This window comes from Streptomyces bullii, assembly GCF_042657145.1.
GTDB lineage: Bacteria > Actinomycetota > Actinomycetes > Streptomycetales > Streptomycetaceae > Streptomyces > Streptomyces bullii.
In genome coordinates, this window is sequence record NZ_JBHSNY010000006.1 from 141,260 (window position 1) to 168,095 (window position 26,836).

The 26,836-nt window shown below is 72.6% G+C and carries 24 protein-coding genes and 1 pseudogene; 13 read left to right on the plus strand and 12 right to left on the minus strand.

Annotated features, from left to right (window positions below; all coding sequences use genetic code 11):
- Positions 1 to 43: 43 nt before the first annotated feature.
- Entirely contained in the window at positions 44 to 1,444 is a 1,401-nt protein-coding gene (locus tag ACFPZJ_RS18190) for a glycoside hydrolase family 16 protein (RefSeq protein WP_381022404.1), read from the plus strand.
- A gap of 123 nt (positions 1,445 to 1,567) precedes the next feature.
- Positions 1,568 to 2,305: an SAM-dependent methyltransferase gene (locus ACFPZJ_RS18195; RefSeq protein ID WP_381022407.1), complete on the plus strand. Its 738-nt coding sequence runs from the start codon at positions 1,568 to 1,570 to the stop codon at positions 2,303 to 2,305.
- A gap of 103 nt (positions 2,306 to 2,408) precedes the next feature.
- On the opposite strand, the gene ACFPZJ_RS18200 is transcribed toward ACFPZJ_RS18195, so the two are convergent.
- Positions 2,409 to 3,314 (minus strand): helix-turn-helix domain-containing protein, encoded by a 906-nt coding sequence (locus tag ACFPZJ_RS18200; protein ID WP_381022408.1) that lies wholly within the window; start codon positions 3,312 to 3,314, stop codon positions 2,409 to 2,411.
- A gap of 144 nt (positions 3,315 to 3,458) precedes the next feature.
- Here ACFPZJ_RS18200 and tkt point away from each other — a divergent pair, with 144 nt between their 5' ends.
- The 9 genes from tkt to ACFPZJ_RS18245 all read left to right on the plus strand — a co-directional run bounded on the left by tkt (position 3,459) and on the right by ACFPZJ_RS18245 (position 14,724).
- Complete coding sequence (tkt, locus tag ACFPZJ_RS18205; RefSeq protein ID WP_381022411.1) at positions 3,459 to 5,552, plus strand: transketolase; 2,094 nt, start codon at positions 3,459 to 3,461, stop codon at positions 5,550 to 5,552.
- A gap of 19 nt (positions 5,553 to 5,571) precedes the next feature.
- Complete coding sequence (tal, locus tag ACFPZJ_RS18210; RefSeq protein ID WP_381022414.1) at positions 5,572 to 6,714, plus strand: transaldolase; 1,143 nt, start codon at positions 5,572 to 5,574, stop codon at positions 6,712 to 6,714.
- Complete coding sequence (gene zwf / locus ACFPZJ_RS18215) at positions 6,715 to 8,337, plus strand: glucose-6-phosphate dehydrogenase (protein WP_381022416.1); 1,623 nt, start codon at positions 6,715 to 6,717, stop codon at positions 8,335 to 8,337.
- Entirely contained in the window at positions 8,334 to 9,281 is a 948-nt protein-coding gene (opcA, locus tag ACFPZJ_RS18220) for a glucose-6-phosphate dehydrogenase assembly protein OpcA (protein ID WP_381022419.1), read from the plus strand. Before zwf ends, opcA begins: the two co-directional genes overlap by 4 nt.
- Complete coding sequence (pgi, locus tag ACFPZJ_RS18225) at positions 9,274 to 10,941, plus strand: glucose-6-phosphate isomerase (protein WP_381022422.1); 1,668 nt, start codon at positions 9,274 to 9,276, stop codon at positions 10,939 to 10,941. The genes opcA and pgi overlap by 8 nt, the downstream gene beginning before the upstream one ends.
- Positions 10,942 to 10,951: 10 nt before the next feature.
- Entirely contained in the window at positions 10,952 to 11,836 is an 885-nt protein-coding gene (gene gnd / locus ACFPZJ_RS18230; protein ID WP_381023426.1) for a phosphogluconate dehydrogenase (NAD(+)-dependent, decarboxylating), read from the plus strand.
- 5 nt (positions 11,837 to 11,841) lie between these two features.
- Positions 11,842 to 12,432 carry a histidine phosphatase family protein gene (locus ACFPZJ_RS18235; protein WP_381023429.1) on the plus strand — a complete coding sequence of 197 codons (591 nt, stop codon included), beginning with the start codon at positions 11,842 to 11,844 and terminating at the stop codon, positions 12,430 to 12,432.
- Between the two features lie 43 nt (positions 12,433 to 12,475).
- The gene (locus ACFPZJ_RS18240) at positions 12,476 to 13,942 is read left to right on the plus strand and encodes a membrane-associated oxidoreductase (protein ID WP_381022425.1); all 1,467 of its coding nucleotides are present in this window, start codon (positions 12,476 to 12,478) and stop codon (positions 13,940 to 13,942) included.
- 116 nt (positions 13,943 to 14,058) lie between these two features.
- The gene (locus ACFPZJ_RS18245; RefSeq protein ID WP_381022428.1) at positions 14,059 to 14,724 is read left to right on the plus strand and encodes a TetR/AcrR family transcriptional regulator; all 666 of its coding nucleotides are present in this window, start codon (positions 14,059 to 14,061) and stop codon (positions 14,722 to 14,724) included.
- A gap of 43 nt (positions 14,725 to 14,767) precedes the next feature.
- Here the strand turns inward: ACFPZJ_RS18245 and ACFPZJ_RS18250 are convergent, their stop codons facing one another.
- Both ACFPZJ_RS18250 and ACFPZJ_RS18255 read right to left on the minus strand, forming a co-directional pair.
- Positions 14,768 to 15,202 carry a VOC family protein gene (locus ACFPZJ_RS18250; RefSeq protein WP_381022431.1) on the minus strand — a complete coding sequence of 145 codons (435 nt, stop codon included), beginning with the start codon at positions 15,200 to 15,202 and terminating at the stop codon, positions 14,768 to 14,770.
- Positions 15,203 to 15,268: 66 nt separating this feature from the next.
- Complete coding sequence (locus tag ACFPZJ_RS18255) at positions 15,269 to 15,715, minus strand: PPOX class F420-dependent oxidoreductase (protein ID WP_381022433.1); 447 nt, start codon at positions 15,713 to 15,715, stop codon at positions 15,269 to 15,271.
- Between the two features lie 155 nt (positions 15,716 to 15,870).
- Between ACFPZJ_RS18255 and ACFPZJ_RS18260 the strand changes: the two genes are divergently transcribed.
- A complete protein-coding gene (locus ACFPZJ_RS18260) occupies positions 15,871 to 17,103 on the plus strand; it encodes a serine hydrolase domain-containing protein (RefSeq protein ID WP_381022435.1) in 1,233 nt (410 codons plus the stop codon).
- Between the two features lie 4 nt (positions 17,104 to 17,107).
- Here the strand turns inward: ACFPZJ_RS18260 and ACFPZJ_RS18265 are convergent, their stop codons facing one another.
- The 4 genes from ACFPZJ_RS18265 to ribA all read right to left on the minus strand — a co-directional run bounded on the left by ACFPZJ_RS18265 (position 17,108) and on the right by ribA (position 21,212).
- Positions 17,108 to 18,265 (minus strand): saccharopine dehydrogenase family protein, encoded by a 1,158-nt coding sequence (locus ACFPZJ_RS18265; protein WP_381022437.1) that lies wholly within the window; start codon positions 18,263 to 18,265, stop codon positions 17,108 to 17,110.
- A 4-nt stretch (positions 18,266 to 18,269) separates the two neighbouring features.
- On the minus strand, positions 18,270 to 19,316 hold the full coding sequence (locus tag ACFPZJ_RS18270; protein WP_381022439.1) for a saccharopine dehydrogenase: 1,047 nt from the start codon (positions 19,314 to 19,316) through the stop codon (positions 18,270 to 18,272).
- Entirely contained in the window at positions 19,313 to 20,455 is a 1,143-nt protein-coding gene (locus tag ACFPZJ_RS18275; RefSeq protein ID WP_381022441.1) for an NAD(P)/FAD-dependent oxidoreductase, read from the minus strand. The genes ACFPZJ_RS18270 and ACFPZJ_RS18275 overlap by 4 nt, the downstream gene beginning before the upstream one ends.
- A gap of 97 nt (positions 20,456 to 20,552) precedes the next feature.
- On the minus strand, positions 20,553 to 21,212 hold the full coding sequence (gene ribA / locus ACFPZJ_RS18280; protein WP_381022444.1) for a GTP cyclohydrolase II: 660 nt from the start codon (positions 21,210 to 21,212) through the stop codon (positions 20,553 to 20,555).
- 41 nt (positions 21,213 to 21,253) lie between these two features.
- Between ribA and ACFPZJ_RS18285 the strand changes: the two genes are divergently transcribed.
- The gene (locus ACFPZJ_RS18285) at positions 21,254 to 22,042 is read left to right on the plus strand and encodes a creatininase family protein (RefSeq protein ID WP_381022447.1); all 789 of its coding nucleotides are present in this window, start codon (positions 21,254 to 21,256) and stop codon (positions 22,040 to 22,042) included.
- 146 nt (positions 22,043 to 22,188) lie between these two features.
- Here the strand turns inward: ACFPZJ_RS18285 and ACFPZJ_RS18290 are convergent.
- The 5 genes and pseudogenes from ACFPZJ_RS18290 to ACFPZJ_RS18310 form a co-directional block, all read right to left on the minus strand.
- Positions 22,189 to 23,085 (minus strand): annotated as a pseudogene (locus ACFPZJ_RS18290) (lysylphosphatidylglycerol synthase transmembrane domain-containing protein); the annotation flags it as partial.
- Entirely contained in the window at positions 23,082 to 24,083 is a 1,002-nt protein-coding gene (locus ACFPZJ_RS18295; RefSeq protein ID WP_381022450.1) for a class I SAM-dependent methyltransferase, read from the minus strand. The pseudogene ACFPZJ_RS18290 and the gene ACFPZJ_RS18295, both read right to left, overlap by 4 nt.
- Positions 24,080 to 25,279 (minus strand): glycosyltransferase family 4 protein, encoded by a 1,200-nt coding sequence (locus ACFPZJ_RS18300; protein WP_381022452.1) that lies wholly within the window; start codon positions 25,277 to 25,279, stop codon positions 24,080 to 24,082. The genes ACFPZJ_RS18295 and ACFPZJ_RS18300 overlap by 4 nt, the downstream gene beginning before the upstream one ends.
- A complete protein-coding gene (locus tag ACFPZJ_RS18305) occupies positions 25,276 to 25,674 on the minus strand; it encodes a 6-pyruvoyl trahydropterin synthase family protein (RefSeq protein ID WP_381022454.1) in 399 nt (132 codons plus the stop codon). The genes ACFPZJ_RS18300 and ACFPZJ_RS18305 overlap by 4 nt, the downstream gene beginning before the upstream one ends.
- A 149-nt stretch (positions 25,675 to 25,823) precedes the next feature.
- On the minus strand, positions 25,824 to 26,804 hold the full coding sequence (locus ACFPZJ_RS18310; RefSeq protein WP_381022457.1) for a zinc-dependent alcohol dehydrogenase: 981 nt from the start codon (positions 26,802 to 26,804) through the stop codon (positions 25,824 to 25,826).
- Between the last annotated feature and the right edge of the window lie 32 nt (positions 26,805 to 26,836).

Below are 26,836 nucleotides of genomic sequence, written 5' to 3' on the forward strand. Positions count from 1 at the left end.
CGGCACCCGCGCAGCAGATCCCGTACCCGAGAGGCATCCCCACATGACCGAAACCTCCGGCACACACCGCAGACGGCGCCCGCTGAGGCGGGCGTTCGTCGCCCTGGTCGGCACGCTCGGCCTCGCCGCGGCCGCCACGACTCTCGCCACCCCGTCCGCGAGCGCTTCGGCGCCGCCTCCCCCGTCGGGCTGGACCCAGGTCTTCCTCGACGACTTCAACGGCCCCGCGGGCAGCGGCGTCAACACCTCCAACTGGCAGTACGCGACCGGCAAGGGCTACCCGGGCGGCCCCGCCAACTGGGGCACCGGCGAGATCGAGACGATGACGTCCAGCACGGACAACGTCTCGCTCGACGGCAACGGCAACCTCCGCATCACCCCGCGGCGCGACGCCGCCGGCAACTGGACCTCGGGCCGCGTCGAGACCAACCGCACCGACTTCCAGCCCCCGGCCGGCGGCAAGCTGCGCGTGGAGGCCCGCATCCAGGTGCCGAACGTCACGGGCGCCGCGGCCAAGGGCTACTGGCCGGCGTTCTGGATGCTGGGCGCGCCCTACCGGGGCAACTACTGGAACTGGCCCGCCGTGGGCGAGCTGGACATCATGGAGAACACCCAGGGCCAGAACACGGTGTTCGCCACGATGCACTGCGGCACCTCACCGGGCGGCCCCTGCAACGAGACCAGCGGCATCGGCGGCTCCACGACGTGCCCCGGCACCACCTGCCAGGCCGGCTTCCACACCTACCGCATGGAGTGGGACCGCTCGACGAGCCCGGAGGAGATCCGCTTCTACCTCGACGGCACCAACTTCCACACGGTGCGCGCCAACCAGGTCGACGCGACGACCTGGAAGAACGCCACGGACCACGGCTTCTACATCATCCTCAACGTGGCGATGGGCGGCGGCTTCCCCGACGCCTTCGGCGGCGGCCCGGACGCCGGCACCCAGCCGGGGCACCCGATGGTCGTCGACTACGTCCAGGTGCTGTCGGCCGGTGGGAGCGGTACCACGCCTCCGCCGAGCGGCGGCACCCGCGACGCCTACAGCGCTGTCCAGGCCGAGTCGTACGACGCCCAGTCCGGGGTGAGCACCGAGTCGACGTCGGACACCGGCGGCGGCCGGAACATCGGCTCGCTGGCCAACGGCGACTGGGCGCTCTACAAGGGTGTCAACTTCGGTTCCACCGCGGCCAGGCAGTTCAACGCGCGTGTGGCGAGCGGTGCGGCGAGCGGCGTCAGCGGACTGGTCGAGGTGCGCCTGGACAGCCGGAGCAACGCGCCGATCGGCAGTTTCGCGGTGGGCAACACCGGCGGCTGGCAGTCGTGGCGCACGATCCCGGCGAACATCAGCTCGGTGACCGGCACGCACGACGTGTATCTGACCTTCACGAGCGGGCAGCCGGCGGACTTCGTGAACGTCAACTGGTTCTCCTTCGGGCACTGAGCCCGCGCGGCATCCGTCCGCCGTGAGAAAGGGGGCTCCCGCGTGCGCGTGGAGCCCCCTGCCGGTGCACCGCACGGCGAAAAGCGCATGCGGTGCACCGGCGGCCCGTGCCAGGCTCCGCCGGTGAACCGTGAACAGATCTCCCGTCTTGCCCACGCGGACCATCCCCTCGCCGCCCCGCTCGGCGACGACTCGGTGCGCCACCTGCTGGACCACGGCATCCCACGCCCCGACGCCCGCGTCCTCGACCTCGGCTGCGGGGGCGCGGAGTGGCTGCTGCGCGCCCTGGCCACGTATCCGCGGCTGACGGCCGAGGGCGTCGACCTCTCCGAGGGCGCGCTGGCGGACGCCCGGCGGGCCGCGCACCGGCTGGGCGTCGGTGAACGTCTCGTCCTGCACCGCGAGGACGCCGCGGGATTCACCTCGTCCCACCCCTTCGACCTGGTGCTCTGCGTCGGTGCCACGCACGCCTTCGGCGGCCTGCCCGCCGCCCTCGCGGCGGCCCGCGGACATCTGGCCCCCGGTGGCCGGGTCCTGATCGGTGACGGCTTCTGGGCGCGCGAGCCGTCCCCGGAGGCGGTCGAGACGCTCGGGGAACTGACCGACCTGCCGACCACGGTGGACCGCGTGGTCGCCGCCGGCTGGACCCCCGTCCAGGGGCACGTCAGCACGCGCCAGGAGCTCGACGCCTACGAGTGGGCCTGGACGGGATCACTGGCGTCCTGGGCCCTGGACCACCCCGACGACCCGGACGCGGGCCAGGCGCTCGCGGCGGCCGACACCCACCGCACCCAGTGGCTGCGCGGCTACCGGGACTCCTTCGGCTTCGTGTGCCTGCTCCTGCGCCCGACGTCCGGCTGACCACCGTCCCGCGCCGTGCACCGGAAGCGCCCCTGCCGCCCAGAGCGTCGCCCACCACGAGCCTCCCGCCCGCCAGCGGCGCCCCGGCCGGCGAGCCGACGGCTCAGCGCAGGTCGGCCCGGAACGCCGCCGGGGTCCTGTCGGTGTGCTGGTGGAAGAACTTGGAGAAGTTCGCCGCGTCGGGGAAGCCGACCGCTGCGCCGACGCGGCCGATGGGCAGCTCGGTGTGGGCCAGCAGGCGCTTGGCCTCCAGGACCACCCGCTTGTCGATGAAGGCCTTGGGGGTCTCGCCGGTCGCGGCGCGCACCGCGCGCACGAGGGTGCGGCGGGAGTAGCCGAGCGCGTCGGCGTAGGCGCTGACGCTGTGGTTGGTGGCGAAGCCCTGCTCCACCGCGTCCCGGAAGCGGGTGAACGTGGTGTCGGTCCGCCCCCGCGAGACCTCCGCGGAGCTGGTCGCGAGGTGGGCCAGGCGGATGAGGAACGCCGTCAGCGAGTGCCGCAGCACCGCCGTGTGGAGGCTGAGCGGGAGGGTGGTGGTGTCCTCGTACTCGCGGCGCAGCTGGGCGAGCGCGGCCCGCAGCGCGGTGAGCTGCGGCTCGTCGGGACGCAGGAGCGGCGGCAGGTCGTAGCGGTACAGGCCGGTCGCCTCCACCGTGGCGCGGGGCAGGAAGCCGGGCTGCATGGTCAGCACCGTTCCGCGGTACTCGCTGGTCCGCGAGAAGCGGTGGACCTGCCCCGGGCGGATCCACAGCAGGTCGCCGGCCGTGGCCTCGTACTCGGTGAAGTCGATCATGTGCCGGACCGGGCCGTCGCCGAACAGCATCACGATGTGGAAGTCGATGCGGTGCACGCGCTCCAGCGGCGCCTCGGCGTGCCAGGTGCGGCCGTCGCCCATCGGGCCGACCTGCATGCCGACGCCGAGGACGCTCAGATCGACCGGGAAGGGGAACGTTCTGATCCCGTCGCCGCCATCGTCCCCGTCCCCACTGCGCATGGTTCTGTCCGCCATGTCCGTCCCGTGCCGTCCCGTTCGCGCGCCCACTGTCCCACTTTCACCAAAGGCTGACACACGGCGACCTTCCGCAGAAAAAGTCAGACTTTTAGTTTGAACGCGTCAGCAGCCGATATCGCTTCTTCCGAGGATTCCTTGAAGATGAGCACGCAGACGACCGACCGCCTGGAGTGGACCGAACTGGACCGGCGTGCCGTCGACACCGCCCGCCTGCTGGCGGCCGATGCCGTGCAGCGGGTCGGGAACGGCCACCCGGGCACCGCCATGAGCCTGGCCCCGGCGGCGTACACGATCTTTCAGAAGCTGATGCGGCACGACCCGGCCGACCCGGAGTGGACCGGCCGTGACCGCTTCGTGCTGTCACCCGGCCACACCTCGCTGACCCTGTACACGCAGCTCTTCCTCGCGGGCTACGAGCTGGAGCTCGACGACCTGAAGGCCTTCCGCACGCACGGCTCCAAGACGCCCGGCCACCCCGAGTACGGGCACACCGCCGGCGTGGAGACCACCACCGGCCCGCTGGGCCAGGGCGTCGCCAACGCCGTCGGCATGGCGATGGCGGCCCGCTACGAGCGCGGCCTGTTCGACCCGGACGCCCCCGAGGGCGCCTCCCCCTTCGACCACACCGTCTGGGCGATCGTCTCGGACGGCGACCTCCAGGAGGGCGTCTCGGCGGAGGCGTCCTCGCTGGCCGGCCACCAGAGGCTCGGCAACCTGCTCTTCCTCTACGACGACAACCACATCTCCATCGAGGGCGACACCGCGACCGCGTTCTCCGAGGACGTGCTGAAGCGGTACGAGGCCTACGGCTGGCACGTGCAGCGGGTCGCGCCCGCCGAGAACGGCGACATCGACGTGCACGCGCTGTACGCCGCGCTGCGAGCCGCGCGGGCCGAGACCGGCCGCCCCTCGATCGTCGCGATGCGCACGATCATCGCCTGGCCCGCGCCGAACGCCCAGAACACCGAGGCCTCGCACGGTTCGGCCCTGGGCGAGGACGAGGTGGCCGCGACCAAGCGCGTCCTCGGCTTCGACCCGGAACGAAGCTTCGCCGTCGAACCCGAGGTGCTGGCGCACACCCGTCAGGCCCTGGACCGGGGTGCCGAGGCGCACGCCGCCTGGGACAAGCGGATCGCCGCCTGGCGTGAGGCGAACCCGGAGCGCGCCGACCTGTTCGACCGGGTCAGCAAGGGCGAACTTCCCAAGGGCTGGGAGGACGCTCTGCCGGTCTTCGAGCCGGGCAGGGCGGTCGCCACCCGCGCCGCCTCCGGCAAGGTGCTGCAGGCGCTCGGCGCGGTGATCCCCGAGCTGTGGGGCGGCTCCGCCGACCTGGCGGGCTCCAACAACACCACCATCGACAAGAACAGCTCCTTCCTGCCGAAGGGCAACCCGCTGCCCGAGGCCGACCCGTACGGCCGGACCGTCCACTTCGGCATCCGCGAGTTCTCCATGGCCGCGGAGATGAACGGCATCGCCCTGCACGGCAACACGCGGATCTACGGCGGCACCTTCCTGGTGTTCTCCGACTACATGCGCAACGCCGTGCGTATGGCGGCGCTGATGCAGCTGCCGGTGACGTACGTGTGGACGCACGACTCCGTCGGTCTCGGGGAGGACGGCCCGACCCACCAGCCGGTCGAGCACCTGGCCAGTCTGCGCGCCATCCCGGGCCTGAACGTCGTGCGCCCGGCGGACGCCAACGAGACCGCGATCGCCTGGGCCGAGATCCTCAGGCGGCACGGCACCGACCCGGCCCCGCACGGCCTCGCCCTCACCCGTCAGGGCGTGCCGACGTACGCGCCGAACCCGGACGCGGCGCGCGGCGGCTATGTGCTCGAGGACGCCTCCACGCGGATCCCCGACGTGATCCTGATCGCCACCGGCTCCGAGGTGCAGCTCGCGGTCGCCGCGCGGGAGCGGCTGGAGGCCGAGGGGATCGGCACACGGGTGGTGTCGATGCCGTCCGTGGAGTGGTTCGAGGAGCAGCCGCGCGAGTACCGCGAGCGCGTCCTTCCGCCGTCCGTCCGGGCACGTGTCGCGGTGGAGGCCGGGATCGGTCTGACGTGGCACCGGTTCGTGGGCGACGCGGGCCGCATCGTGTCCCTGGAGCACTTCGGCGCCTCCGCCGACGCCAAGACCCTGTTCGCCGAGTACGGCTTCGCCCCCGAGAACGTCGTCGCCGCGGCCCGCGCCGCAGTCGACGCGGCCACGGCCCCGGCCGCCGCCCGCGGTTGATCCGACCACCCGAAAGAAGATGATCACTGTGACCGAAGCAACCGCGACCGCGGGAGCCCTCGAGGACCTGTCCGACCAAGGCGTCTCCATCTGGCTGGACGACCTGTCGCGCAGGCGGATCGACAGCGGCAACCTGGCCGAGCTGATCGAGACCCGGCACGTCGTCGGCGTCACCACCAACCCCTCCATCTTCCAGGCCGCCATCGGCTCCGGCGACGGCTACGAGGAGCAGCTCGCCGACCTGGCCGTGCGGGGCGTGACGGTCGACGAGGCCGTCCGCATGATGACCACCGCCGATGTGCGCGCGGCCGCCGACGTGCTGCGGCCGGTGTACGACGCGACCGGCGGCCGGGACGGGCGGGTCTCCATCGAGGTCGACCCGCGCCTGGCCCACGACACGGCGGCGACGATCGCCGAGGCCAGGCAGCTGGCCTGGCTGGTCGACCGGCCCAACGTGATGATCAAGATTCCGGCGACGCGGGCCGGCCTGCCGGCCATCACCGAGGTGATCGGCGCGGGCATCAGCGTCAACGTCACGCTGATCTTCTCCCTGGAGCGCTACCGCGAGGTCATGGACGCCTACCTGGCCGGCCTCGAGAAGGCCGCCGCGAAGGGCCTGGACCTGTCCGGCGTCCACTCCGTCGCCTCCTTCTTCGTCTCCCGCGTCGACACCGAGATCGACAAGCGGCTGACGCTGCTGGGCACCGACGAGGCTTTCGCCCTCAAGGGACGGGCGGCGCTGGCGAACGCGCGGCTCGCCTACCAGGCGTACGAGGAGGTCTTCGCCGGTGAGCGCTGGCTCGCCCTGGCCGGGGCGCGCGCGAACAAGCAGCGCCCGCTGTGGGCCTCCACCGGGGTGAAGGACCCGGCCTACAAGGACACTTTGTACGTGGACGAACTGGTCGCGGCCGGCACCGTGAACACCATGCCGGAGGCCACCTTGAACGCCGTCGCCGACCACGGCGCCGTCACCGGCGACACGGTCACCGGCGGCTACGCCCAGGCCCGCGCCGACCTCGCCGCCGTCGAGCGGCTCGGCATCTCCTACGAGGAGGTCGTCGGGAAGTTGGAGGAGGAGGGCGTCGCCAAGTTCGTCACGGCCTGGCAGGACCTGCTGGACGCGGTCACGAAGTCCCTGAACAGCAAGGGAGTTGACGCCTGAATGAGCGACGAGATCCCCGTGGCGGACCCGGTCGCCGCCCCCGCCAAGAGCTCGGCCGTCCTGGAAACCGCCCTGACGCCGGAGGATCCCGGCCGGTCCGACTTCTGGTCCAACCCGCTGCGCGATCCGCGCGACCGCCGGCTGCCGCGCGTGGCGGGGCCGTCCGGGCTGGTGATCTTCGGCGTCACCGGCGACCTGTCCCGCAAGAAGCTGATGCCGGCGGTGTACGACCTTGCCAACCGCGGTCTGCTGCCCCCGGGCTTCTCACTGGTCGGCTTCGCCCGCCGGGAGTGGGCGGACCAGGACTTCGCGCAGGTCGTGCACGACGCCGTGCGCGAGCACGCCCGCACCCCGTTCCGCGAGGAGGTCTGGCAGCAGCTCGCGGAGGGCATGCGGTTCATTCCGGGCGACTTCGACGACGACACGGCGTTCAAGCAACTACGCTCCGCCGTCGAGGAGTTGGACGCCTCCCGGGGTACCAGCGGCAACTACGCCTTCTATCTCTCCGTACCGCCGAAGTTCTTCCCGAAGGTCGTCCAGCAGCTGAAGAAGCACCGGCTGGCGCACGCGCCCGAGGGTTCCTGGCGGCGAGCGGTCATCGAGAAGCCGTTCGGGCACGACCTGGACAGCGCCTGCGAGCTGAACGCGATCGTGCACGACGTGTTCGACCCGGAGCAGGTCTTCCGCATCGACCACTACCTGGGCAAGGAGACCGTCCAGAACATCCTGGCGCTGCGCTTCGCTAACCAGATGTTCGAGCCGATCTGGAACCGGTCCTACGTCGACCACGTGCAGATCACGATGGCCGAGGACATCGGCATCGGCGGCCGGGCGGGCTACTACGACGGCATCGGCGCCGCCCGTGACGTCATCCAGAACCACCTGCTCCAGCTGATGGCGCTCACCGCGATGGAGGAACCCGCCTCCTTCGACGCGGCGTCGCTGCTGACCGAGAAGCTGAAGGTGTTCCGGGCGGTGCAGCTCCCCGAGGACCTGGGCCGGCACACCGTGCGCGGGCAGTACGCGGCCGCCTGGCAGGGCGGCGAGCAGGTGCGCGGCTACCTGGAGGAGGAGGGCATCGACCCGGCCTCCACGACGGACACGTACGCCGCGATCAAGCTGGGCATCGACAACCGCCGGTGGGCGGGCGTGCCCTTCTACCTGCGCACCGGCAAGCGGCTGGGCCGCCGGGTGACGGAGATCGCGGTCGTCTTCCAGCGCGCGCCGCACTCCCCGTTCGACGCCACCGCCACCGAGGAGCTGGGCCAGAACGCCATCGTCATCCGTGTCCAGCCGGACGAGGGCGTCACGGTCCGTTTCGGCTCCAAGGTGCCGGGCACGTCGATGGAGATCCGGGACGTGACGATGGACTTCGCCTACGGCGAGTCGTTCACGGAGTCCAGCCCGGAGGCGTACGAGCGGCTCATCCTGGACGTACTCCTGGGAGACGCCAACCTGTTCCCCCGCCACCAGGAAGTGGAAGAGTCGTGGAGGATCCTCGACCCGGTCGAGGAGTACTGGGCCGACCACGGCAGGCCCGCGCAGTACGCCGCGGGCAGCTGGGGACCCGCGGAAGCCGACGAGATGCTCGCACGAGACGGACGGAGCTGGCGCAGGCCATGAAGATCGACCTGACCGACACCACGGCAAGCAAGATCAACAAGGCCCTTGTGCAGGGCCGCCGGGCGATCGGCACCCCCGCCGTGGGCATGGTCCTGACGATGGTGATCGTCACGGACGAGGAGAACGCCTACGACTCGATCAGGGCGGCCGAGGAGGCCTCGCACGAGCACCCCTCGCGGACCCTGGTCGTCATCAAGCGGCACGCCCGCACCCCCCGCGACCGCACCCGCTCCCACCTCGACGCCGAGGTACGGGTGGGCGCCGACGCGGGCACCGGCGAGACGGTCGTGCTGCGCATGTACGGCGAGGTGTCCGACCACGCCGACTCGGTGGTGCTGCCGCTGCTCCTGCCGGACGCGCCGGTGGTGGTGTGGTGGCCGGTGGACGCGCCCGGCAACCCCGCCAAGGACCCGCTCGGCGCGCTCGCCCAGCGCCGCATCACCGACATGTACGCCGTCGAGCGCCCGCTCCAGGCCCTGGAGGCGCGGGTCAGGTCGTACGCGCCCGGTGACACCGACCTCGCCTGGACCCGGCTCACCCCGTGGCGTTCCATGCTGGCCGCCGCCCTGGACCAGGCCCGGCTGACGGTGACCTCGGCGGCGGTGGAGAGCGAGGCCGAGAACCCGAGCGCCGAACTGCTGGCCCGCTGGCTGGAGGCCCGGCTGCACGTGCCGGTCGAGCGGGTGGAGACCGCCGGCCCGGTCGTGACCGGCGTACGGCTCGGCACCGAGAAGGGCGAGATCGTCATCGACCGGCCCGAGGGCCCGCTGGCCACGCTGCACCTGCCGGGCCAGCCCTCGCGCACCCTCGCCCTGAAGGTGCGCCCGACCTCCGAACTCATCGCCGAGGAGCTCAGGCGCCTCGACGCGGACGAGATGTACGCCGTCGCCCTGCGCGGCGAGGTCGCCCCCCTGAGCGACAAGGAGACCCCCGCACATGTCTGACTCCCCCCTGCTCACCCGGCGTCCCGAGTGGACGGCCCTGGAGGACCACCGGGCCCAGTGGCAGACCTCTCTGCGTGAGCTGTTCGCCGACGACCCGGGCCGCGCGGAGCGGTACGTCGTCCACGTGGGCGACCTGCGCATCGACTACTCCAAGCACCTCGTCACCGACGAGACCCTGGCCCTGCTGCGGGAACTGGCCGCCGCCACCGACGTGTTCGGGCTGCGCGACGCCATGTTCTCCGGCGAGAAGATCAACCTCACCGAGGGGCGGGCCGTGCTGCACACCGCGCTGCGGGCCCCGCGGGACGCGGTGATCGAGGTCGACGGCGAGAACGTGGTCCCGGGCGTGCACGCGGTCCTCGACAAGATGACCGACTTCGCGAACCGGGTGCGCTCCGGCGAGTGGACCGGCCACACCGGCCGCCGCATCCGCAACATCGTCAACATCGGCATCGGCGGCTCCGACCTGGGCCCGGCGATGGCGTACGAGGCGCTGCGCGCGTACACGGCGCGGGAGCTGACCTTCCGCTTCGTGTCCAACGTGGACGGCGCCGACCTGCACGAGGCGGTCCGGGACCTGGACCCGGCGGAGACGCTGTTCATCGTCGCGTCCAAGACCTTCACCACCATCGAGACCATCACCAACGCCACCTCCGCGCGCTCCTGGCTCCTCAGGGGCCTGGGCGGCGACGAGAAGGCCGTCGCCCGGCACTTCGTCGCCCTGTCGACCAACGCCGAGAAGGTCACCGGCTTCGGCATCGACCCGGACAACATGTTCGAGTTCTGGGACTGGGTCGGCGGACGGTACTCGTACGACTCGGCGATCGGCCTGTCCCTGATGATCGCCATCGGCCCGGACGGCTTCCTGGAGATGCTCGACGGCTTCCGCATCGTCGACGAGCACTTCCGCAACGCCGACCCGGAGGCCAACGCCCCGCTGATCCTGGGCCTGCTGGGCATCTGGTACGGCGACTTCTTCGACGCCCAGTCGCACGCGGTGCTGCCGTACTCGCACTACCTGTCGAAGTTCACCGCCTACCTCCAGCAGCTGGACATGGAGTCCAACGGCAAGTCGGTGCAGCGCGACGGCCGGCCCGTGCAGTGGCAGACCGGGCCGGTGGTGTGGGGCACGCCCGGCACCAACGGGCAGCACGCCTACTACCAGCTGATCCACCAGGGCACCAAGCTCATCCCGGCCGACTTCATCGGCTTCGCCCGGCCCGTCGCCGAGCTGAGCGACGAACTCAAGGCGCAGCACGACCTGTTGATGGCCAACCTGTTCGCACAGGGGCAGGCCCTCGCCTTCGGCAAGACCGCCGACGAGGTGCGGGCCGAGGGCGTGCCCGAGGAGCAGGTGCCGCACCGCACCTTCAAGGGCAACCACCCGACCACGACGATCCTGGCCACCGAACTGACCCCGTCGGTGCTGGGCCAGCTCGTCGCCCTCTACGAGCACAAGGTGTTCGTGCAGGGCGCGATCTGGAACATCGACTCCTTCGACCAGTGGGGCGTCGAGCTCGGCAAGGTCCTCGCCAAGCGCGTCGAGCCCGCGCTGACCGAGGGCGCGGACGTGCCCGGCCTCGACTCCTCCACCGCCGCCCTCGTGGCCGCGTACCGCTCGCTGAAGAACACCGAGAACGCCCAGGGAGAAGTGAACTGACATGGCAGCGATGCAACTCGGCCTCATCGGTCTGGGGAAGATGGGCGGCAACATGCGTGAGCGGATCCGCCGCGCCGGCCACACCGTCATCGGCTACGACCGCAACCCCGAGCTGTCCGACGTCGGCAGCCTGACCGAACTGGTCGGCAGGCTCGACGCCCCGCGCACGGTCTGGGTGATGGTCCCGGCCGGCGCCCCCACCCAGTCCGTCGTCGACGAACTGGGAGAGCTGCTGGAGCCCGGCGACACGGTCGTCGACGGCGGCAACTCCCGCTGGACGGACGACGAGAAGCACGCCGCCGAACTCGGCGCCAAGGGCATCGGCTTCGTCGACGCGGGCGTCTCGGGCGGCGTGTGGGGCCTGGAGAACGGCTACGCCCTGATGGTCGGCGGCGACAAGGAGCACGTCGACCGGCTGAAGCCGATCTTCGACGCGCTCAAGCCGGAAGGCCCGTACGGCTACGTCCACGCGGGCAAGGTGGGCGCCGGGCACTTCGCGAAGATGGTCCACAACGGCATCGAGTACGCCATGATGCAGGCCTACGCCGAAGGCTGGGAGCTGCTGGAGGCCGTGGACTCGGTGGACAACGTCCGCGAGGTGTTCCGCTCCTGGCAGGAGGGCACCGTCATCCGCTCCTGGCTGCTGGACCTCGCGGTCAACGCCCTCGACGAGGACGAGCACCTGGACAAGCTGCGCGGCTACGCCGAGGACTCCGGCGAGGGCCGCTGGACGGTGGAGGCGGCCATCGACAACGCCGTACCGCTGCCCGCGATCACGGCCTCCCTCTTCGCACGGTTCGCCTCCCGCCAGGACGACTCCCCGCAGATGAAGATGATCGCGGCGCTGCGCAACCAGTTCGGCGGGCACGCCGTCGAGCAGGCGAAGAAGGCGTGAGGACCGTGGGTGATCTGCTGCTGGTCCGCCACGGGGAGACGGAGTGGAGCAGATCGGGACAGCACACCAGCTTCACCGATCTGCCCCTGACCCGGCACGGCGAGGAACAGGCCAAGTCCCTGTCTCCCCTCCTGGCGGGCCGGCCCTTCGCGCTCGTCCTCACCAGCCCGCTGGCCCGCGCGGTGCGCACCGCCGAGCTGGCGGGCCTGTCCGGGGCCGAGCGGGAGGCGGACCTGCACGAGTGGTACTACGGCGCCTACGAGGGGGTCACCACCGACGAGATCCACCGCACCCGGCCCGACTGGGACCTGTGGACCGACGGGGCGCCGCCCGGCCCGGCCGGTCAACCGGGCGAGTCGCCCGAGGAGGTCGGCGCGCGCGCCGACCGGGTGCTGGCCCGGGTGGTCACGGCCCTGCCCGACGGCGATGTCCTCCTGGTGGCCCACGGCCATTTCCTGCGGGTGCTCACGGCCCGCCGGCTGGGACTGCCGCCCGCCGACGGACGGCTGTTCCGGCTGGAGACGGGCACGGTCGGCCGGCTGTCGACGGAGCACGGGCGGCCCGTGATCGCGGAGTGGAACACCCGGGCCCCGTGACCCGGTTGACACTCTCGGCCGGGGCACGCCAGAGTCGCGGCTGATGGAGATCGACGAGCTGACGGCGGCCGAGCGGCGGATGTGGCGGGCGTTCGCCAGGGGCGCGTTCGTGGACTTCCGGGAGACACCGGACGAGGACGCCGCCGACGGCGCCTGCTGGGGGCCGGAGCGCACCGTCCGTGCCGAGGTGGTGCGGACGCTGCTCCTCAACGGCCCCCAACAGGACGGCGAGGTGGCCTCGCTCGACCTGGCCGGCGCCCGCGTCACCGGCTTCCTCGACCTGCAGCACGCGACGGTCGACCATCCGGTGCGGCTGCGGCACTGCCACTTCGACGACGCGCCGCGGCTGTACGCGGCCCGGCTGCGCGAGCTCAACCTGAGCGAGTCCGTCCTGCCCGGGCTGGTCGCCCACGCGATGCGGGTGGACGGGGTGCTGCGCATGACCCGCTCCCGGTTCCGGGGGCCCGTGCGCCTGGGCGGGGTGGAGATCACCGGAAGTCTCTACATGGAGAGCGCCGAGGTCGCCGCGCCGGACTCCGCCGAGCCGGTGCTCCAGCTCAACCAGGCCGCTCTCGGCGCCGACCTGTGGGCGCCCGGGCTGCGCACCCACGGGCAGACACGGCTCAGCGGCGCGAGCATCGCCGGGTCGGTCAGGCTCAGCGAGGCGCGACTCGCCAACCCGGGCCTGCCCGCCGTCGATGCGGAGGTCCTCGGTGTGGAGGGCGACGTCGTACTGCGGCAGGCGGACGTACGGGGGTGGATCGGCCTGCGCGGCGCCCGCATCACGGGGCGCCTCGACCTGTCGTACGCGCGTCTGTCGCACCGTGGCGACGGAGCCGCCCTGCGGATGAGCAGCGCCACCGTCGGGGAGCTGTGGCTGCGCCGGGGCGGCCCGGTGGACGGCGCCCTCAATCTGCGCCGCGCCCAGCTGGAGGTGCTCTTCCTGGAACCGGAGACGGTGCCCGACCGGGTCGACCTCAACGGCCTGACGTACACCACCCTCGCCCCGCACGAACCCGCCGAGCGCCGCCTGCCCATGCTGGACCGGGACAGCGACGGCTATGTCCCGCACGCCTACGAGCAGTTGACGGCCGCCTACCGCCGCATCGGCGACGACCACGCGGCCCGGCTGGTCCAGCTCGCCAAACAACGCCGCCACCGCCGCACCCTGCCCTGGTACGGCCGCCTGTGGGGCCATGTGCAGGACGCCACGGTCGGCTACGGGTTCCGCCCGCTGCGCGCCGCCGGCTGGCTGCTGTCCCTGCTCGCGACCGGGTCCGTCGCCTACGCCCTGCACCACCCGGCCCCGCTGAAGGCGGACGAGGCCCCGCCGTTCAACCCTGTGTTCTACACGCTCGACCTGCTGCTGCCGGTGATCTCCTTCGGCCAGGAGCCCGCGTACGCACCGAAGGGCTGGTACCAGGCGCTGGCGTACGCCCTGGTCCTCACCGGCTGGATCCTGGCCACGACGGTGGTCGCCGGTGTGTCCAGGACCGTCAACCGCCAGTAGGCCAGATCCGGCGGGCGCACCGCGCCCTGCTTCTACAATCACCGGCACGCCAGTGAGCCGCGGGGCGCGCCCCGAAGGTGCACGAGCACACCACGCCCGTCGTCCGAAGGAAGCCGATGACCAGCGTCGACGAACCGGCACGGCCTGGGGAGCGCATGCGTGACGCCGCCCGCACCAGGGCCGAGATCCTCGACGTCGCCACGCGGGAGTTCGCCCGGGCCGGCTACGACGGTGCCCGGGTGGACGAGATCGCCGCCCGCACCCGCACCACCAAGCGGATGATCTACTACTACTTCGGCGGCAAGGAGGACCTGTTCACGGCCGTGCTGGAGCGGGCGTACGGGGTGATCCGCGAGACGGAGCAGGCGCTCGACGTGGAGCACCTGGACCCGGTGGCGGCCATGCGGCGCCTGGTGGAGCTGACCTTCGACCATCACGAGCGGCACCCCGACTTCGTCCGGCTGGTGAGCATCGAGAACATGCACGGGGCGCGGCACATCGCCGCGTCCGGGCAGCTCGGCAGGATCGGCTCACCGGCGGTGGACGTGATCCGCCGGATCCTGGACGAGGGGCGGCGGGCCGGGTTGTTCACCGCCGACGTCGACGCGGTCGACCTGCACGCGATGATCAGCGCCTTCTGCTTCTTCCGGGTCGCCAACCGGCACACCTTCGGCGCGCTGTTCGGCCGGGACCTAGTCGACCCGGACCGGCGCGAGCACCACCGGGCCATGCTGGGCGACATGGTGATCGCGTACCTGACGGCCGAGCGCACGACGCGCTGACCGGCACCGGTCCGGGGCACGGGCCCGGCCTGGCGCGTCCGCCTCAGGCGGGGGCCGCGCCGACGCAGAACTCGTTGCCCTCGGGGTCGGCCATCACGACGTGGTGCCCGTCGGCCACCCTCAGGACGGTCCCGCCCGCCCTCACCAGACGGTCGGCCTCCGCCCGGATGCGGGCCCAGCGCTCCTCGGGGCCGCCGTGGCCCGGCACCCGGACGTCGATGTGCAGCCGGTTCTTGGCGGTCTTGGGCTCGGGGACCCGCAGGATCGACAGGCGGGGGCCGACGCCGTCCGGGTCGCAGAGCCAGGCACCGCCGTCCTCCTTCTCGTCCTCCGGCAGACCGAACTGCGCGAGCCATTCCTCGCGGGTGGTGAAGGGAGCGGGCGGCGGCTCGTCGACATAGCCGAGCGCCGTCTTCCAGAACGCGGCGAGCAGGGGTGCGTCCGCGCAGTCCAGCGTGAGATCGAATGCCACTGCCATACCGGGACCGTACTGCGCGGCACTGACAGTCGCCCCGGGGCCGTGCCCCGGCCCGGCCGCTCCTGCTCACCGCCCCCTATGCCCGGGAATCCCGTACGCCCGCTCCACGCGCAGCCGCAGCACCAGGCGGCGGTCGCGGACCATGGCGGCGCGGTAGTCGTCCCAGTCGGGGTGTTCGCCGAGGACGTCGCGGTAGAGACGGACGAGTTCCTCGACCGTCTCGTCGTGGGGGTCCCGCGCGACGGGTGACAGGTCGGCGGTGCCCTCGGCGACCGTGTAGGCCCCCCGGTCGGGTGTGGTGACGTGGTAGGAGGCCCGGGGGTCGCGGCGCAGGTTGCGGGTCTTGGCGCGGTCGTCCGTGACCGAGATGCGGATGATCCGCTCGTCGGGGTAGTAGGCGTGGCTGACGTTGGACAGCTGGGGGCGGCCGTCGCGTCTGAGGGTGACCAGTACTCCGCCGTGGCCTTCGGAGAGCAGTTCGAGCAGGGCGTCCTGCGTCGCGTCCTGAGTCATGACTCGGTCAACCGACGGGCGGGGAGGGTGCATTCCCGGCGATGTTCCGCCCCCTCCTGTGTGATCATGACGGGTCGCTGCGCCACGATGAGGTCTGAGCAGGTCCGGGCGGGGTATGCCGGACCTCACCTCGACGAACGCGACGGAGGACAGCGATGGCACAGCTGCGGCAAGAGGTCGACCCGGGTGAGGTCGGGCTGGATCAGAAGGCGCTGGACCGCCTGGACCGGCATCTCGCCCGGCACGTCGACGAAGGGCGCCTGCCGGGTTTCCTCGTGTCCCTGGCCCGCGGTGGACGCGTCGCCCACCTGACGACGCACGGCCTGCGTGACGTCGCGGCCGGGCTGCCCGTCGGAACCGACACGCTGTGGCGGATCTACTCCATGACCAAGCCGGTCACGGCGGTGGCCGCGCTGATGCTGGTGGAGGAGGGCCGGCTGTCGCTCGACGACCCCGTCGACCGGCACCTGCCGGCCTTCGCCGAGCCACGGGTGTACGTGAGCGGCTCGGGACCCGAGGACCTGGTGACCCGGTCGGCCGCCGGGCCGATACGCGTCCGGCACCTGATGACCCACACCGCGGGGCTGACCTTCGGCTTCTATCACACGCACCCGGTCGACGCCCTCTACCGCGCGGCGGGCCTCGAGTCGTCGGTGCCGCCGGGCAAGGACCTGGCCGAGACGATCGAGGTGTACGCGGGCCTGCCGTTGCAGTTCGACCCGGGGACGCAGTGGAACTACTCGGTGGCCAGCAACGTCCTGGGCCGGGTGATCGAGGTGGTGTCCGGGCAGCCGCTCGACGTGTTCTTCGCCGAGCGGATCCTCCGGCCGCTCGGCATGACGGACGCCGGGTTCCACGTGACGGACGAGCAGGCGGAACGGCTGTCGGAGATGTACGGGGAGACCGGCGACGGCGGCATCGAACCGATCCCGGGACTGCCGCTGCGGGGCCGGCCACGGTTCCTGTCCGGCAGCGGTGGCATGGTGGCCTCCGCGCACGACTTCCACCGCTTCATGGAGTTCCTGCGCCGGCGCGGCGAACTCGACGGCGTCCGGCTGCTCACGCCACGGACCGTGGACCTGATGACCTCCAACCACCTCCCCGGCGGAGCCGACCTGCGGGCCTTCGGCAGCCGGCCCGCCCATGACGAGCCCGGCAACGAGGGCGTCGGGTTCGGTCTGGGCGTCTCCGTGGTGATCGACCCGTCCCGCACGCAGGCCCCGTCCGGGCTCGGCGCGTACGGCTGGAGCGGCGTGGCGACGACGACGTTCTGGGTCGACCCGGGCCGCGATCTGACGGTGCAGTTCATGACGCAGGTGCGGCCGAGGTCCTCGCACACGATATTCCGGGACCTGAAGACGCTGGTCCACGAAGCCCTCGTCGAGTGATCCGCTACTCGTCGGCGCGGAGCGTGAACTCGATGCCGTCCCGGGCGAGTTCGCCCAGCCACCGACGGGACCGGTCCGCCGTCTCGGCGGCGCGGCTCAGCCCCGCCGGCAGGGACCCGTCGAGCACGTGGCGCACGCCCAGGCCGAGGGTGCGGGAGACGCAGCGGGCCATCGCGCTCTCCCGCGCGTCGCCCACCAGGTCGAGCAGGTAGCCGCCCGCCCAGGTCTGCCCCGTCCCCACGCGCACGTCCAGCGACACGGCGAGGACGGCACGGTCCCGGTCCTGGCCGGTGGTGGGGTAGGTGTCCGCCAGCTTCCGGGCGAGCACTGCGATCCGGGCGTCGTCGCCGGTCCTCAGCTCCTCGAAGACGCCCTGCCAGGCCCGCAGCCAGCCCTCCAGCCGCAGGGTGCCCCGCACGAACGTCCGCGGTGTCCAGACGGACGGCAGCCCGTACTGGGCGACGAAGGGAACGCTGTCGCGGTTGGGGTAGACCTCGAACGTCTCCCCGTCGACGATGTGCCGCCGGGTCGCCTCCCAGGGCCGCTCGGCGACGGTCTCCGCCCCGTCCTCGACGTAACGGGCCGGTGTCCGCAGGGCGTTGAGCACACCGAGGGGTGCCCAGCTGAAGCGGTAGGTGAAGTCGTTCGGGACGGCGGGGACGCCGCCGCAGTACGAGGTCAGGCTGTACGAGGCAGGCGTGCCGTCGCCGATCGCCTCCCGGGCTCGGGCGACGAGGTCGTGGGCGAAGAGGTGGTCGATGCCCGGGTCCAGCCCGGCCTCGGTGAGGACGACGAGGCCGGCCCGTTCGGCCGTGGGCACCTGCTCCAGCACGGCGTCGGAGACATAGCTGGAGCAGGCGAAGTGCGCCCGCCGCCGCACGCAGGCCGTCAGCAGCGGCGCGTGCTGCGGCGCGGGCAGCATCGACACGACGACGTCCCCGGGGGTCAGCGCGGCCGTGAGCGCGGGGAGCGTGTAGGCGCGCGGCTCGGCGCGTCCGGCGAGCCCGAGCCGGTCGAGGGCCGCGGCCGCGCGGTCCTCGGTGCGGTGCCACAGCGTTACGTGCCCGGCGGTGTCGCACAGGGCGGCCAGGCCGCTGCCGGTGGACAGACCGGCGCCGATCCAGTGCACGGTGCCGCTCGCGGGTACCCGGTCCTCGTCCACGGAACTACCTTTCTGTGACGCCGAGTTCACGGCGGGCGCGACGGAACCGGTCCAGGCAGCGCCCCCACGGTCCGCTGACGCCGAAGTCGAGCAGGTGGGGCAGCAGGGCGGCCGAGAAGTCGGTGCTGGACTCCTTCGGCAGCAGGGAGGGCAGGTTGTCGATGGCGATCAGGTCCAGCGGGGGCTCCTCGCGCAGGCGGCGGACGGGGGCGTCCCAGTCGGTGGTGCGGTCGTAGACCGGCAGCACGTTCAGCGGTGAGCCGACGTCACACGTCACGTCGCACAGGGTGCGCAGCCGGCGGGCGGGGTCGTCCAGGTCCTGATCGCGCAGGAAGGGCGGGACAGGGCTGGTGGCGAGGACCGCGTTCACCATCACGTCGTGGTCCAGCAGAGCCCGGCGGTCCAGGTCGCGGGTCTCGGGGAGGTCCCAGCAGGTGGGGTCCGCTCCGGCGGTGGCGAAGGCCACGCGGGCGCCCCGGCCGCTGCGGCCGAGCGCCCCGATCACCAGGGCGGTGAAGCCGGCGTCCCTGGCGGCGGGCCTGAGCGTGGCGTCCAGTGCGTCCTTCGTGGTGGGTGCCAGGGGCGCCGTCAGCCGGCCCCGGTGCTGGAGCACGGCCAGGGCGGCGCCCAGGTATCCGGCCCAGAAGCCGAAGGCGGCGAGCCGGCGCCCGTCGTCGTCCACCAGGTACTCCAGGTCGAGGAGCGCTCCTCCCCCGGCGGCGAACCGGCGCAGCAGGGCGGCCGCGCCGGGCTGCTGCTTGTAGGCGTGCCCGAAGAAAATGTGCCGGTGTGTCAACCGGGCGGGTTCGTCGGGCAGTTCCTTCAGGCCGACGACGACCGTGTCCGGAGGCGAGGACACCCAGGAGCCCGCGGGCGCGACCCGGCAGCCGGCCGACTCGTACTCCTCGACCGGGAAGATCCGCTGCGGGGACTCCTCGACGGTCACGGTCACGCCGCTATCGAGGAGGCGGCGGGCGTCGGAGGGCACGATCGGCGTGCGCCGCTCGGTGCTGCGGGCCTCGTGGCGCAGCCACAGGTGGAGCTCGGTCATACGAGGTTGGCCTCCGGGCGCGGGGCGTCGGCCGCGAACCGGCCGGCGCTGAGCGGTTGGACGTCCACGAAGGGTACGCGGCCCAGGTACAGGTCGCGCACGACCTCGCCGACGGCCGGTCCCTGCAGGAAGCCGTGCCCGGAGAAGCCGGTCGCGTACAGGAAGCGCGTCACGGAAGTCGCCTCGCCGATCAGCGCGTTGTGGTCCGGGGTGATCTCGTACAGGCCGGCCCAGCCGCCGGTGCGGCGCAGATCGAGCAGGGCGGGGGCGCGGCGTTCCATCGCCGCGCACAGGCGGGGGATCCAGCGGTCGTGCGTGTCGGTGGAAAAGCCGGGGGTCTCGTCGGGGTCGGACATCCCGACGAGCAGGCCGGGTCCCTCGGCGTGGAAGTACAGGCTGGTGAAGTCGATGGTCATGGGCAGGTCGGGCGGCAGTCCGCCGACGGGCTCGGTGACGGCGATCTGGCGGCGCAGCGGCATCACCGGCAGGTCGACGCCCACCATGGCGCCGACGGACCGTGACCAGGCGCCGGCGGCGCAGATCACCGTGTCGGTGGCGATCCGGCCCCGGGTGGTGGCCACGGCGGTGACGGTGTCGCCGCGCAATTCGATGCCGGTGACCTCGGTGTGGCGCAGGATGCGGGCGCCGTGGCGGCGGGCGGTGGCCGCGTAGCCGTGCACCACGGACTCGGGGGTGCAGTGGCCGTCGTCGGGTGAGAACGCGGCCGCCAGCAGTCCGTCGGTGCTGATCAGCGGGGAGAGCCTGCGGGCCTCGGCGGGGTCGAGCAGGCGGCTGGGCACGCCGAGGGAGTTCTGCAGGGCCACGCCCGCCTCGAACGCGGCGACCTCCTGCGGGGTGGACAGCAGGAACAGGTAGCCGACCCGGCGCAGCCCGATGTCGTACCCGGTGTCCTCCTGGAACCGGCCGAACGCCTCCAGGCCGCGGGCGCCGAGCTGGATGTTGAGCGCGTCGGAGAACTGGGCGCGCACCCCGCCCGCGGCCTTCGACGTCGACCCGGAGCCGAGTTCGTCCCGCTCGACGAGGACGACGTCGGGAACGCCGGCGCGGGCCAGGTGGCAGGCGATCGATGTGCCCATGACGCCACCGCCGATGACGACGACCGAGGCGTGTGTGTCCACGAGCGGCTCCTTCACCACGGGTGCGACGGGCGGCCCCGGTTCGCGGTCCGGGGCCGGCGCTGTCGTGTCGGGTACCAGGAGAACGCGCCGAGGGGGGTCAGGACCAGTGCGCCACCGCGTCCAAGTGGGGCAGGTTGTGGTCGAGGCGCTCCCGCTTGGTGCGCAGATAGGTGATGTTGCTCTCGCACGGCTCGATCAGCAGCGGCACCTGCTCGGCGACCTTGATGCCGTGCTCCAGCAGCGCCTCCCGCTTGCGCGGGTTGTTGGACATCAGGCGGACCGAGCGCACGCCGAGGTCGTGGAGGATCTCGGCGGCGACGCCGTAGTCGCGGGCGTCCACCGGCAGGCCGAGGGCGAGGTTCGCCTCGACGGTGTCCAGGCCCTCCGCCTGCAGCGCCATGGCGCGCAGCTTGGCGAGCAGGCCGATGCCGCGGCCCTCGTGCCCTCTCAAGTAAACGACGACACCGGCGCCTTCGGCGACGACGGCGCGCAGCGCGGAGTCGAGCTGGTCGCCGCACTCGCAGTGCTGGGAGCCGAAGGCGTCACCGGTCAGGCACTCCGAATGCAGCCGCACCAGCACGTCGTCGGTGCCGATCTCGCCGTAGACCAGCGCCACTTGCTCGTCGCCGCGGTCGTGATCGAGATAGCCGACCGCCTGGAATTTCCCGTACACCGTGGGCAGCGGGGCATTCACGACGCGTTCCGCGCCGGTGTGCTGCGGGGACTTCTTGCCGAGTACGCCAACTTTTTCTGTCATGATTCTCGAGTTCCTAAGCAGAGACGAAAGGCCGTGAAGAAATGAGTGGTTCGGGGACGCGGGCGGCGGCATTCGGTCCGGTGGCGGGTCTGCTGCCGGCGGACACCACGGAAGACGTACGGATGCGGGGCTGCGGTGTCTCAACGCAGGTCGCGGTCCTGCCCGTCGGAAGCTTCGAGCAGCACGGTCCGTACCTTCCGCTGGCGACCGACACGCTCGTCGCCTGTGCCGTCGCGCGGGAGATCGCCGACGCGTACCCGGTGCACCTCCTTCCTCCGGTGACGATCTCCTGCTCGCACGAGCACGCGGCCTGGCCGGGGACCGTCTCCATCTCCTCCGTGACCCTTCACGCGGTGATACGGGACATAGCGGCTTCGCTCCGCCGGTCGGGCGTCGACGCCCTGGTGGTGGTCAACGGGCACGGCGGCAACTACGTGCTGGGCAACGTCGTTCAGGAATCCTCCGCCCGCGGCGAGCGGATGGCGCTGTTCCCGGCCGCGGAGGACTGGGAGGCGGCGCGTGAGCGGGCCGGGGTGGCCACCTCGCTGCTCACCGACATGCACGCGGGGGAAATAGAGACCTCCATCCTTCTGCACGCTCACCCGGAATCGCTCCGACCCGGTTATGAGACCTCCGATTTCGTCGCCGACGACCGGCGTCATCTGCTCTCCCTCGGTATGTCCGCCTATACCGATTCGGGTGTCATCGGCCGTCCTTCGCTGGGTGCGGCGGAAAAGGGGAAGGAACTGCTGGCGAGCCTCGCGGATTCCTTCGCCGCGTATTTCTCGTTGCTGACCTCCGGGCGGGATGCGGAGCCCGGACGGGACTGAGGTGCGGCCGGTTCCGGTCCGGTCGCGGCGGGAGCGGAACCGGCGCGCAGGCCGCCGTACCAGCGGGCCACGAGGACGAGGACGCCGGGCAGGCTCGCCACGAGGCTGAGCACCCCGTAGACGACGGCGACGGCGAGGCCCTTGCCCGCGCCCAGTCCTGCGGCGCCGAACGCCCAGGCGGTGACGCCCTCCCGGGGCCCCCACCCGCCGACGTTCAGCGGCAGGCTCATGGCGAGCAGCGCCAGCACCGCGAGCGGCAGCAGCACCGTCACCGGGGCGGCGGTGCCGGCGACCCGGGCGGCGAGCAGGAACATGGCGACGTACCCGGCCAGGACGACGACGGAGGAGAGGACGACGCCCGGCCCGTTGCGCCGGGAGGCCAGGGAGGCCCGGGCCTCGGTGAGCGTCGCGCGCAGGGCCCGGCCGCGGCGGGACGGTGCCCGGTTCATCCGCAGGGCCAGGACGACCGCGAGTGCCCCGAGCGCGGCCAGTACCGCGAGCGGGGCGATGTGCCGGGCCTGGGACAGCACCGGGGACGGCATGGTGAGCAGCACGGCGACGCCGACCGCGAACAGGGCGAGCTGCCCGGCGGCCCGCTCCAGCACCACCGACCGTACGCCGCGCCCCAGGTCGCCGGTGTTCTGCCCGTGCCGTACGGCGCGGTGGACGTCGCCCAGGACGCCGCCGGGCAGGGCCGCGTTGAGGAACAGGGCGCGGTAGTAGTCGGCGACGGCCGGGCCGAGCGGCAGCCGGATCCGCAGCCCCCGGGCCACCAGGGCCCACCGCCAGGCGCTGAACACCGTGGTGACCAGCCCGATGCCGAGCGCGGCGAGCAGGGTGCCCCCGTCGATCCTGCGCAGCCCGTCGAGGAGGACACCGGTGCCCAGGCGCCACAGCAGCACCGCGAGGATGGCGACTCCGGCGAGGGTGCCGAGGTGGGCGCGGACGCGGCGGGTCCGGGGGGCGGGGGCTTCGTCGCGGGGCCGGGTGTCCTCGCGTACGGGCCTGGCCACCATCCGTGCCTCGACCGTCTGGGCGCTCATGACGCTCCGCCCCTCGGCCGGCACAGGGCGAGCAGGTCGCTGTGGTGGACGACGACCCGCAACTCCCCGGCGGCGCACGTGGCGAGACGTTCCGCCAGATAGCGCTGGGCGCGCTCCCCCAGGTCGGGGCGCTGTTCGACGGCCGCGCCGACCCAGCCGCGCAGCCAATGCTCGGTCAGCGCGGCGTGCTCCGGGCCGAGCCGCCAGGGGCTGGGGTGCACCCGTACCGTCGCGCCGTGTTCGGCGAAGGCCTTTGCGGCGACCGTGGCCGCGTCCGGGCCGAGCAGGCCCGTGCGGCGCTGGTGGTCGTTGAACGCCTCGGTGATCTCGGCGTCCAGGGGGTGGGAGGGGGTCAGGTCGACGCGCCCGGCCACGGAGAGGGTGAGCAGGGCCGGGCAGCCGGCCCCGGCGCAGGCGGCGGCGAGGGTCCCGACCTCCTCACGGGTGAGGACGTCCAGGAGCGCGGAGGCGGTCACCAGGGACGCGCCGTGCAGGGCGTCCGGGGTGAGGCGGGCGATGTCCCCGCGCCGTGTCTCGACGCTGACCCGGCTGCCGTCGGCGGCGGAGCGCGGGGAGGCGACGGCGGCGAAGTGCAGCAGATAGGGGTCGCGGTCGTGCAGGACCCAGTGCTGTGCGCCGTCGAGCAGGGGGGCCAGCCAGCGGCCCATCGACCCGGTGCCGCACCCGAGGTCGTGGATGACGGTTCCGTCGGCCCGCCCCGGCAGGTTGGCGAGCCGGATGCGCAGCGGATCCAGCAGGTCGTGGGCGCGCGCCGCGGCGTCGGCCGGCTCCCGCAGCTGCAGCCACTCGGGCGCGTAGCGGGGCGGCTCGCCGGCCTCCTCCGGGCCGGTCTCGCGCAGCCGCAGGGTGGCCCGTTCGCCGGGGCGGTCGGCGGGGCCGGCGCCCGGGATGACGCAGTCCGTGGCCTCGACGGTGTCCCTGGGCTTGGGCTGGGCCGGGATCGCCCCGCTGGGCTGTGTGGTCACCGGGTTCGTCATGCGGCCCTCCGGGGTTCGGTCGGGAGTCGGCGCAGCACGGCGGCCAGACTCTGTGCCGTGGTCGCCCAGCCGTTCAGGGCGGCGCGCCGGCTGCGGGCGGCCGCCTTCAGCCGGCGGCGTACATCGGCCTCGCCGAACCAGCCGCGCAGTTCGGCGGCGATGGCCGCGGGGTCCTCCGGCGGTACGAGGATGCCGGGCACCGCGCCGTCGGGGGCGCGGCCGACCGCCTCCGGCAGGCCGCCGACGTCGGAGGCCAGCACCGGGATGCCGCGGGCCAGCGCCTCCGTCACCGCCATGCCGTACGTCTCGGCGTAGGAGGTGAGGACCATCAGGTCGGCGGCGGCGTACCGGGCGTCGAGTGCTGCGCCGCCCTGTGCTCCGGCCAGCTCCAGCCGGCCGGTGAGGCCGTGCCGGTCGATGAGCGCCCGCAGGTCGGCGACGTATTCGGGGTCCTGGGTCAGACTGCCGACGCACACGCAGCTCCACGGCAGGTCGGCCACCTCGGCCAGCGCCTCCACCAGGCGGTGCTGTCCCTTGCGCGGGGTGACGGCGGCGACGCACAGCAGCCGGGAGACCCCGTCGGTGCCGGGCGCGAGGGGCGCGATGTCGGCGCCGGGGGCGGCGACGTGCACCCGTTCGGGGGCCAGGCCGTGGTGGGCGACGAGACGGCGGACCGCCCAGTCGCTGGTCGCGATCACGGCGGGGACGGCGCGCAGCACCGTGCGTTCGAGCGCGTCCAGCTCGGCGGCCACGGCCGGGGCGAGCCCCGTCTCGTCGCCGAGCGGGAGGTGGACGAGGACGGCCATGCGCAGGCGTTCCGCCTCGGGCACGACGATCTCGGGGACGCCGCAGGCGACCAGCCCGTCAAGGAGGACGACGCTGCCGTCGGGCAACTCCCGCAGCACCTGGGCGAGTTCCGTACGGGCCGCCGCTGCCGGCCGGGGCCAGTCGCCCGCCACGGCGTGCTTGTGGACCTGCCAGCCGAAGCCGGGCAGGTCCAGGCTCACCCGCCGGTCGTAGGCGTTGCCGCCGCTCGGCGCGGCCGGGTCGTCGACACCGCCCGGCATGACGAAGTGCACGGAGCGCAGGGACATGGGGATGATGTCGGCGTTCTTGAGGGCGGCATGCTGCACGGGCACGTAGGTCAGCGTCGCACGGGACGCCTGGTCCGGCCTCTCGATGGTCGTGTCGGTCACAGCGCACGCTCGTAACTCGCCCAGGCGATGTGCGACTCGTGCAGGGTGACGGTGAGGCCCGCGATGCCCTTGGCGCCCTCGCCGAGTGCGCCCTTGTGGATGCGGTCGGCGAGGCGGTCGGCGATGACCTTGGCGAGGAACTCCGTCGACGTGTTGATCCCGGCGAAGTCGGGCTCGTTGTCGAGGTTGCGGTAGTTCAGCTCGCTGACGACGGCCCCGAGTTCCTGGGTCGCCAGTCCGATGTCGACGACGATGTTGTCCTCGTCCAGCTGTTCGCGCCGGAACGTGGCGTCCACGAGGAAGGTGGCCCCGTGCAGGCGCTGCGCGGGTCCGAAGACCTCCCCGCGGAAGCTGTGGGCGATCATGATGTGATCGCGGACGGTGATGCTGAACAACGGACGACCCTCCAGGTGCGGCGCGTCTGTTCCCCGGCCGATGGCCGCCGGGGATGCCGTGTAGTACGGCTGGTTGCCTTCCCTTGTTCAGCCCCCGGTATCGCTTTTCTCAGGTCAGGCGCACGTGTCGTACCGGATTGAACGAATCGTCAACCGATGTCTGTGTACCGGACGCGGTGGCACAGGGCGGGGATGTCGCCGGAGGCGAGCCGGGGCAGCACGTCCGGCAGTTCCTCGAAGGCGGACTCGCCGGTGACCAGGGCGTCCAGGGCGGGGGCGGCGAGCAGGTCGAGGGCGAGGGCGAGCCGGTCGGCGTAGCTGCGGCCGGCGCGGCGCGGGGAGACTGTGCCGACCTGGCTGCTGCGGATGACCAGCCGCCGGGAGTGGAAGTCCTCGCCGAGCGGGAGGCTCACCCTGCGGTCGCCGTACCAGCTCAGTTCGAGGACGGTGCCCTCGGCGGCCAGCAGTTCCAGGGAGCGGGCCAGGCCCCGCTCGGTGGCGCTGGCGTGCACGACGAGGTCGCAGTCGCCGAGGGCGTCGCCGGGCGCCGCGAAGTCCACGCCGAGCGCCTCGGCGGTGGCGGCGCGCCCGGGGTCGGCGTCGACCAATTGCAGCCGTACGCCGGGGAAGCGGGCCAGCAGCGCTGCCACCGAGCAGCCGACCATGCCGCCGCCGACCACGGCGATCCGGTCGCCGACCAGGGGCGCCGCGTCCCACAGGGCGTTCACGGCGGTCTCCACCGTCCCGGCCAGCACCGCCCGTTCGGCGGGCACCGCGTCCGGTACCACGGTCACGGCGTGCGCCGGGACGACGTACCGCGTCTGGTGCGGGTAGAGGCAGAAGACGGTACGGCCGCGCAGGCTGTCGGGACCCTCCTCCACGACACCGACGTTCAGGTAGCCGTACTTCACCGGCCCCGGAAAGTCGCCCTCCTGGAACGGCGCCCGCATGGCCGCGTGCTGGCTCGCGGGCACGCCGCCGCGGAAGACGAGCGTCTCGGTGCCGCGGCTCACCCCGGAGCAGAGCGTGCGGACGACCACGTCGCCCTCGCCCGGCTCGGGCAGCGCGACGTCCCGTATCGCGCCTAGTCCAGGCGAGTCGATCCAGAACGCGCGGGCGGTGCGGTTCATCCAAGTCCTCCTGAACGATCGGGAAGCTGCTT

What these genes read in the sequence shown, in the direction of transcription:
- ACFPZJ_RS18190 (WP_381022404.1), top strand. Translation starts at nt 44, where the DNA reads ATGACCGAAACCTCCGGCACACACCGCAGACGGCGCCCGCTGAGGCGG.
- ACFPZJ_RS18200 (WP_381022408.1), bottom strand. Translation starts at nt 3,314, where the DNA reads ATGGCGGACAGAACCATGCGCAGTGGGGACGGGGACGATGGCGGCGAC.
- tkt (WP_381022411.1), top strand. Translation starts at nt 3,459, where the DNA reads ATGAGCACGCAGACGACCGACCGCCTGGAGTGGACCGAACTGGACCGG.
- tal (WP_381022414.1), top strand. Translation starts at nt 5,572, where the DNA reads ATGATCACTGTGACCGAAGCAACCGCGACCGCGGGAGCCCTCGAGGAC.
- zwf (WP_381022416.1), top strand. Translation starts at nt 6,715, where the DNA reads ATGAGCGACGAGATCCCCGTGGCGGACCCGGTCGCCGCCCCCGCCAAG.
- opcA (WP_381022419.1), top strand. Translation starts at nt 8,334, where the DNA reads ATGAAGATCGACCTGACCGACACCACGGCAAGCAAGATCAACAAGGCC.
- pgi (WP_381022422.1), top strand. Translation starts at nt 9,274, where the DNA reads ATGTCTGACTCCCCCCTGCTCACCCGGCGTCCCGAGTGGACGGCCCTG.
- gnd (WP_381023426.1), top strand. Translation starts at nt 10,952, where the DNA reads ATGCAACTCGGCCTCATCGGTCTGGGGAAGATGGGCGGCAACATGCGT.
- ACFPZJ_RS18240 (WP_381022425.1), top strand. Translation starts at nt 12,476, where the DNA reads ATGGAGATCGACGAGCTGACGGCGGCCGAGCGGCGGATGTGGCGGGCG.
- ACFPZJ_RS18245 (WP_381022428.1), top strand. Translation starts at nt 14,059, where the DNA reads ATGACCAGCGTCGACGAACCGGCACGGCCTGGGGAGCGCATGCGTGAC.
- ACFPZJ_RS18250 (WP_381022431.1), bottom strand. Translation starts at nt 15,202, where the DNA reads ATGGCAGTGGCATTCGATCTCACGCTGGACTGCGCGGACGCACCCCTG.
- ACFPZJ_RS18255 (WP_381022433.1), bottom strand. Translation starts at nt 15,715, where the DNA reads ATGACTCAGGACGCGACGCAGGACGCCCTGCTCGAACTGCTCTCCGAA.
- ACFPZJ_RS18260 (WP_381022435.1), top strand. Translation starts at nt 15,871, where the DNA reads ATGGCACAGCTGCGGCAAGAGGTCGACCCGGGTGAGGTCGGGCTGGAT.
- ACFPZJ_RS18270 (WP_381022439.1), bottom strand. Translation starts at nt 19,316, where the DNA reads ATGACCGAGCTCCACCTGTGGCTGCGCCACGAGGCCCGCAGCACCGAG.
- ribA (WP_381022444.1), bottom strand. Translation starts at nt 21,212, where the DNA reads ATGACAGAAAAAGTTGGCGTACTCGGCAAGAAGTCCCCGCAGCACACC.
- ACFPZJ_RS18285 (WP_381022447.1), top strand. Translation starts at nt 21,254, where the DNA reads ATGAGTGGTTCGGGGACGCGGGCGGCGGCATTCGGTCCGGTGGCGGGT.
- ACFPZJ_RS18295 (WP_381022450.1), bottom strand. Translation starts at nt 24,083, where the DNA reads ATGACGAACCCGGTGACCACACAGCCCAGCGGGGCGATCCCGGCCCAG.
- ACFPZJ_RS18310 (WP_381022457.1), bottom strand. Translation starts at nt 26,804, where the DNA reads ATGAACCGCACCGCCCGCGCGTTCTGGATCGACTCGCCTGGACTAGGC.